Origin of the sequence: Mesorhizobium sp. M7A.F.Ca.US.007.01.2.1, from assembly GCF_003998165.1 — a bacterium.
In the GTDB taxonomy this organism is placed as follows: Bacteria; Pseudomonadota; Alphaproteobacteria; order Rhizobiales; family Rhizobiaceae; genus Mesorhizobium; species Mesorhizobium ciceri.
The window spans coordinates 20129-27029 of the sequence record NZ_RZQP01000072.1 but is presented as its reverse complement, the minus strand read 5'-3'; the positions used below and the strand labels follow the sequence as shown (position 1 = coordinate 27029).

6 protein-coding genes are annotated in these 6901 nt (G+C 66.4%); 5 read left to right on the top strand and 1 reads right to left on the bottom strand.

The features are described from left to right. On the bottom strand, positions 1–716 hold a 716-nt coding region (locus tag EN949_RS15445), incomplete at its 3' end, for an N-acetylmuramic acid 6-phosphate etherase (protein ID WP_127371719.1). Between the two features lie 199 nt (positions 717–915). Here EN949_RS15445 and EN949_RS15440 point away from each other — a divergent pair. The 5 genes from EN949_RS15440 to EN949_RS15420 are packed head-to-tail and all read left to right on the top strand — an operon-like array spanning position 916 to position 6894. Next, positions 916–1797, top strand: coding sequence for an N-acetylglucosamine kinase (locus tag EN949_RS15440; protein ID WP_063169683.1), 882 nt, complete (start codon positions 916–918; stop codon positions 1795–1797). After that, on the top strand, positions 1794–2576 hold the full coding sequence (locus tag EN949_RS15435; protein WP_063169682.1) for a GntR family transcriptional regulator: 783 nt from the start codon (positions 1794–1796) through the stop codon (positions 2574–2576). Before EN949_RS15440 ends, EN949_RS15435 begins: the two co-directional genes overlap by 4 nt. Before the next feature lie 17 nt (positions 2577–2593). Then, on the top strand, positions 2594–3628 hold the full coding sequence (locus EN949_RS15430) for an SIS domain-containing protein (RefSeq protein WP_063170416.1): 1035 nt from the start codon (positions 2594–2596) through the stop codon (positions 3626–3628). Next, positions 3625–4803, top strand: a complete 1179-nt coding sequence (nagA, locus tag EN949_RS15425) for an N-acetylglucosamine-6-phosphate deacetylase (RefSeq protein WP_063169681.1) — start codon at positions 3625–3627, stop codon at positions 4801–4803. Before EN949_RS15430 ends, nagA begins: the two co-directional genes overlap by 4 nt. 51 nt (positions 4804–4854) lie before the next feature. After that, positions 4855–6894 (top strand): ABC transporter ATP-binding protein/permease, encoded by a 2040-nt coding sequence (locus tag EN949_RS15420; protein ID WP_063169680.1) that lies wholly within the window; start codon positions 4855–4857, stop codon positions 6892–6894. The last annotated feature ends 7 nt before the right edge of the window (positions 6895–6901 follow it).

Here is a 6901-nt window from a genome sequence, read left to right as displayed (position 1 = left end):
ATACGCGCCGCGCGGTCGCGCAGCTTGATGTTGTCGGCCATGTGCATGACGGCTACATGGTCAATCTCATGGCCGAGATGGATGGCGGTCAGCGTCGACAGCATGTTGAGCGCGATCTTCTGGGCAGTGCCGGCGCCCATGCGCGTGGAGCCGGCGATCAGTTCCGGCGGCGTTTCGAGCAGGATGGCGGTTTGTGCCTGGCGCAGCAGCGCAGAGTCCCTGTTGTTGGCGATGCCGATGGTGGCAGCGCCGCGGCGGGCAGCCTCCTCGATGGCCCGCACGGCATAGGGCGTCGTGCCGCTGGCGGAAATGGCGATCAGGCAGTCGCCCTTGCCGAGGCCGGCCTCGGCGACCGCTGCCGCGGCTTCCTCGGTATCGTCTTCCGGCCCGCCGGCCAGCGTGCGGAAAGCGTCGTCGCCGCCGGCGATCAGGATGGCGATGCGGTCGCGGTGAATGCCGAAGGTGCCCGGCAGCTCCAGCGCATCGGCCAGTGCCATCAGGCCTGAGCTGCCGGCCGCGGCGTAGGCAAGCTTGCCCCCGCTCTTCAGCCTGCCGGCGATGATCTCGGCGGCCCTGGCGATGGATGGAATGGCATGGCGCACCACCTTGGCGGCTTCGATCTGCGCATCGGCCAAATAGGAAAGGATGGCGTCCGGAGGCTGGATATCCAGCCCCTCGGCATTTTTGTGAAGCGCTTCGGTGCGCGTTTCGGCCATCCCGGTTCCTCCAATACCAGAACAATACCAAAAAAATACCACTTGTCCACACGCATTAACGAATTCGCGGGCCGGAAATCGCTGAGCCGCCGAAATAGGCAGATTCTTCAATAAAATACGGCTTAAACTTTTTGAAACGGAAATTAATCCTTGGCTATTGGTATTTTATTGGTATTATCCGCCCGGAGGAGAAATCAACGTGAATTTCGTGCTCGGAATCGATGGCGGCGGCACCAGCTGCAGGGCCGCCCTGGCAACGGCGGACGGCACGGTGATCGGCCGCGCCAAAAGCGGCGCCGCCAACATCCGCACCGACCTGACCGGCGCCCGCTCGAACATCGTCGAGGCCGCCAGGCAGGCGTTCCTCGTCGCCGGGCAGGATCCGGAACTGATCCCGCGAACGCCCGCAATTCTCGGCCTTGCCGGCGCCAATGTCGGCACCTACCGGCAGCAGCTCGAGGCGATCCTGCCATTCAGCATCAGCCGCGTCGAGACCGACGCCGAAATCGCGCTGGAAGGCGCTGTCGGCGCCGGTGACGGCGCCATGGCGATCCTCGGCACCGGCACCGCCTATATGGCGCGCAGACAAGGCAAATCGCGCGCCATCGGCGGCTGGGGCTTCCAGGTTGGCGACCAGGGCAGCGGCGCCCGTATCGGCCGCGACCTGCTCGAACAGACACTGCTTGCCTATGACGGCGTCCGCGCGGGCTCGCCGCTGACGCAGAGCATGCTGGCCGTCTTCCGCAACAACCCGGAGGATGTCGTCGAATTCACCACCAATGCCAAGCCCGGCGATTTCGGCGGCTTCGCACCCAAGGTGTTCGAACACGCCGAGAAGGGCGACAGCGTCGCCAACTGGATCCTCGACAGGGTGGTTGCCGATGTCGAAGCCTCGCTCGGCGCGCTCGATCTCGCCGACGACGCGCCGCTGTGCCTCCTCGGCGGGCTGGCGCCGCTCTACGCGCCGCGCCTGTCTGCCCGCTACCGGGCGCTGCTGAAGCCGCCGCTCGACGACGCGCTGGGCGGCGCGGTGCAGATGGCGGTTCGCCTTTTCGCCGGACACGCGAAGGCAACTCGATGAGCGAGGCCGCCGACCAGATCTTCGCCACGCTGAAACATCAGGCGCAAAGCGGCGCGCCGCTTTATCTGCAGCTGCGCAAGAGCATCGAGGACGCGGTCAACCGCGGCCTGATCGGGCCGGGCGACGCGCTGCCCTCCGAGCGCGACATCGCCACCAAGGCCGATATTTCGCGGGTCACCGTGCGCAAGGCGGTGCAGGACCTGGTCAAGGGCGGCATCCTGGTGCAGCGCCACGGCTCCGGCACCTTCGTGGCGCCGCGCATGGAGCGTGTCGAACAGTCGCTGTCGCGGCTGACCTCGTTTACCGAGGACATGGCGCGGCGCGGCATGGTGGTGCGTTCGGCATGGCTCGACCGCGGCCTTTACGCACCTTCGCCCGACGAAATGATGGTGCTCGGCCTGTCGTCGAACGAACTGGTGGCGCGCGTGGCGCGCCTGCGCATTGCCAACGACACGCCGCTGGCGATCGAGCGGGCCTCGCTGTCGGCCAGCGTGTTGCCCGACCCGGCCGACATAGGCTCCTCGCTCTATGCCGCGCTGGAATTGACCGGCAATCGGCCGGTGCGGGCGGTGCAGCGCATTTCCGCCGCCAATCTCGGCGACAGCGACGCGCGCCTGCTCGAGGTGCCGCCAGGCATTGCCGGCCTGCACATCGAACGCATTTCCTATCTGGCGAGCGGCAAGGTGATCGAATTCACCCGCTCTATCTACCGGGGCGACGCCTATGATTTCGTCGCCGAACTGCGGCTGACAGGGCCGAGCGAAGAGGGCCGACCATGAGCACGACAGAGCCGACCATGTCGACAGAGATGACCCATATGCGGCGCGAGATCGAGGAGGTCCCGCAGGCCGTCGCCCGCCTGCTCGACGGCTCCGGCGCCGTGCTGACCGAAGCCGGGCGCGGCATCCGTGAACGCGACCCGCAGTTCGTCGTCACCGTGGCGCGCGGCTCGTCCGACCATGCCGCCACCTTCATGAAATACGCCGTCGAGCTGACCGCGGGCCTGGCCGTCGCATCGGTCGGGCCGTCGATCGCCTCGATCTATGGCCGCAAGCTCAGGCTCGCCGGCTCGGCCTGTCTGGCGATCTCGCAGTCGGGCAAGAGCCCCGACATCGTCGCCATGGCCGAAACCGCGCGGGCGGGAGGCGCGCTGACCGTCGCCATCACCAACACCGCCGATTCGCCGCTGGCGCGTGCCTCGGACTATGCGATCGACATCCTGGCCGGCCCCGAGCGCAGCGTCGCGGCGACCAAGACCTTCATCAATTCGGCCGTCGCCGGCCTCGCTCTGATGGCGCATGCCACCGGCGACGATGCGCTGCTGGCGGCGCTTGCCCGCCTGCCGGAGCATTTCGGCAAGGCGATCGCCTGCGACTGGATGAGCGTGATCTCTGAGACGATCGAGAAGCAGAAGTCGTTGTTCATCCTCGGCCGCGGACCGTCGGCGGCGATGGCCAATGAGGCTGCGCTGAAATTCAAGGAGACCTGCGGCATGCATGCGGAAGCCTACAGCGCCGCCGAGGTCATGCACGGCCCGCTGGCGCTGGTCGGCCCTGATTTTCCGGTGCTGGCGCTGGCCGCGCGCGACGCGTCCGAACCGTCGATTGCCGAGGCCGCCGACAGCCTGGCGGCCAAGGGCGCGCCGGTGTTCGTCACCTCGGCACTTGCCCAACGCGCCGTGCGCCTGCCGCATGTCGCCACAGGCCATCCACTGACCGATCCGCTGACGCTGATCGTCTCCTTCTACATGTTCGTCGAGGCGTTTGCCCGCCATCGCGGTCTCGACCCGGACACGCCGCGCAATCTTCGCAAGGTGACGGAGACCGTATGAGCAATCGCTTTGCCCTGACTGGCGCCCGGATTTTCGACGGCGACGATTGGCATGAAGGCCACGCGCTGGTCGTGCGCGACGGTCTCGTCGAGGCCATTTTGCCCACGGGCGCCGTCCCCTCGGACATCGCCCTCGTCGACGCCGGTGACGGCCTGCTGGTGCCGGGCTTCGTGGACCTGCAGGTCAATGGCGGCGGCGGCGTCATGCTCAACGACCATCCCGATGTCGCTTCCATCGAGACCATCTGCCGCGCCCACGCGCCCTTCGGCACGACGGCGCTGCTGCCGACGCTGATCACCGACACGCCTGCAATCACGGCCGCCGCTGTCGCCGCCGGCGAGGCGGCGGCGCGCCAGAAGGTGCCTGGCTTTCTCGGGCTGCATCTCGAAGGCCCGCATTTGTCGGTCGCCCGCAAGGGCGCGCATGATCCGGCGCTGATCCGGCCGATGACGGATGCCGACCAGGCGATGCTGATCGCGGCGCGGCAAAAGCTGCCGGTGCTGCTGACCACCATCGCGCCCGAATCCGTCGAGCCGGCTCGCGTCGCGGCGCTGACTAAGGCCGGCGTCATCGTCAGCCTTGGCCATTCCGACACCGGCTACGCCACCGCCAGCGCCTTTGCCGCGGCGGGCGCCTCGATGGTTACCCACCTGTTCAATGCGATGAGCCAGATCGGCAATCGCGAGCCTGGCCTGGCGGGCGCCGCCATCGACATCGGCGCCTTGTCGGCCGGTCTCATCGCCGACGGCATCCATGTCGATCCGGCCACCATCAAGATCGCACTGCGCGCCAAGCAGGGGCCGGCCAGGATCGTTCTGGTCACCGACGCCATGGCGACAATCGGCACCGACATGACGTCGTTCACGCTCAACGGCCGTACCGTCTATCGCAGGCATGGCAGCCTGCGGCTCGGCGACGGAACGCTGGCGGGCGCCGATCTCGACATGATCTCGGCCATTCGTTTCACCCACCGCGTCATCGGGGTCGAGCTTTCCGAGGCCTTGCGCATGGCTTCGCTCTATCCGGCGCAAGCAATCGGCCAGTCGCACCGGCTTGGCCGATTCGCCAACGGCACGGCTGCGGATATTGTCGCGCTGTCGGACGATCTCGACCCGAAGGGCGTCTGGATCGGCGGCGAAAAGGTTTTTGGAGCCGGCTACGGCACTGCGCATTGATATCGGCTGTCGTCGTGAAACCTTTTGATTTTGAGGTCGTTGTCGGAGCGTATGTCCGAGGCGAAACCCAAATTGAAACAGGCCGACGGCATCAAACCGCGCGGTGCCTTGAAGCCGCGACAGCAAGCGCCGCGTGACCACAGGCCGCGCCAAGAGGATCTGCGCGAAAAAAAACCGCCGACTGCCGAAGCTGCCCCCGAGGTCGACGGCCAGCCGGGACCGCCACCGGAGGCTGTCGAGCCGGATCCGCAACTGACGCCCGAAGAAGCCGAGCAGGCGCGCCGGAAATACCTGCTGCGGCGTTTCTGGATCAGCGGGCGCGGCTACTGGGCCAGGCGGGGCGATGGGCTTGCCTGGCCGCTCACGATCGGGCTGTTGATCCTGATCTGCGTCAATGTCGGCTTTCAATACGGGATCAACGTCTGGAACCGCTCCTTCTTCGACGCCATCGAGCAACGCAACGTCCACACCGTTTATGTGCTTAGCGCCATATTCCTGCCGCTCGTCGCTGGAAGCGCGGGCCTTGTGGTCGCGCAGGTCTATCTGCGCATGACGATCCAGCGCCGCTGGCGTTCCTGGCTGACCACCGCCGTCATCGCACGCTGGCTTGCCAATGGCCGCTACTACCAGTTGAATCTCGTCGCCGGCGACCACTCGAACCCCGAAGCCCGCCTCACGGAGGATCTGCGGATCGCCACCGAGTCACCGGTCGATTTCATCTCCGGCGTCCTCAATGCGTTCCTGTCGGCCTCGACCTTCATCGTGGTGCTGTGGACGATCGGCGGCGCGCTCACTTTGCCGATCGGTGGCGAAAACCTGACCATTCCCGGCTTCCTCGTCATCACCGCAGTCATCTATGCCGCCATCACCTCCACGTCGATGGTGGTCATCGGCCGGCATTTCGTCCGCCTCTCCGAGCAGAAGAACCAGGCGGAAGCCGAATTCCGCTACACGCTGACGCGGGTACGCGAAAACGGCGAGAGCATCGCATTGCTCGGCGGCGAGGAGGAGGAGCGCAGCGGCATCGACAGGAATTTCGGTCATGTGCTCAGGCAATGGGCGCTGCTGACGGGCCAGCACATGCGCACGGCGCTGGTGTCGCAGGGGTCGAGCCTGTTTGCGCCGGTCGTGCCGGTCCTGCTTTGCGCGCCGAAATTCCTCGAAGGCTCGATGTCGCTCGGACAGGTGATGCAGGCTGCCTCCGCCTTCGCCATCGTGCAGGGCGCGTTCGGATGGCTGGTCGACAACTACCCGCGTCTTGCCGACTGGAACGCCTCGGCGCGACGCATCGCCTCGCTGATGATGTCGCTCGACGGGCTCGAGCGTGCGGAGCAGAGCGACGCGCTCGGACGCATCCAGCACGGCGAAACCGAAGACGGTGCGATGCTCAGCCTCGACGATCTCTCCGTCACGCTCGACGACGGCACCTCCGTGGTCAAGGAAACCGAGGTTGCGATCGAACCGGGCGAGCGTGTGCTGGTGGCTGGCGAATCCGGCTCGGGCAAGTCGACGCTGGTGCGGGCCGTTGCCGGCCTGTGGCCATGGGGCGGCGGCAGCGTCAATTTTCATGCCGACAGGCGACTGTTCATGCTGCCGCAACGCCCCTACATCCCCTCGGGCACGCTTCGCCGCGCGGTCGCCTATCCCGCGGCCGCGGACAAGTGGACGATCAAACAGATCAAGGCCGCCCTGGACAAGGTCGGCTTGGCCTATCTTGCCGAAAGGATCAAGGAAGAAGCGCCATGGGACCAGACGCTGTCGGGCGGCGAAAAGCAGCGTCTCGCTTTCGCGCGCCTGCTGCTGCACCGCCCCGATATCGTCGTGCTGGATGAAGCAACCTCGGCGCTCGACGAGAAGAGCCAGGACGCCATGATGGCGACGGTGATCCGCGAATTGCCCGATGTCACCATCATCAGCGTGGCGCACCGTGCCGAGCTGGAAGCCTTCCACAGCCGCAAGATCACCCTCGAACGGCGGGAGGGCGGCGCCAAGCTTGTCAGCGACATCAACCTCGTGCCGCGCAAGCGCAACCTGCTGAAGCGCGCCTTGTGGGGCTCCGGCAGTCGGGTCGAAAGGGCGCGCAAGGAGTAAGGCGCCG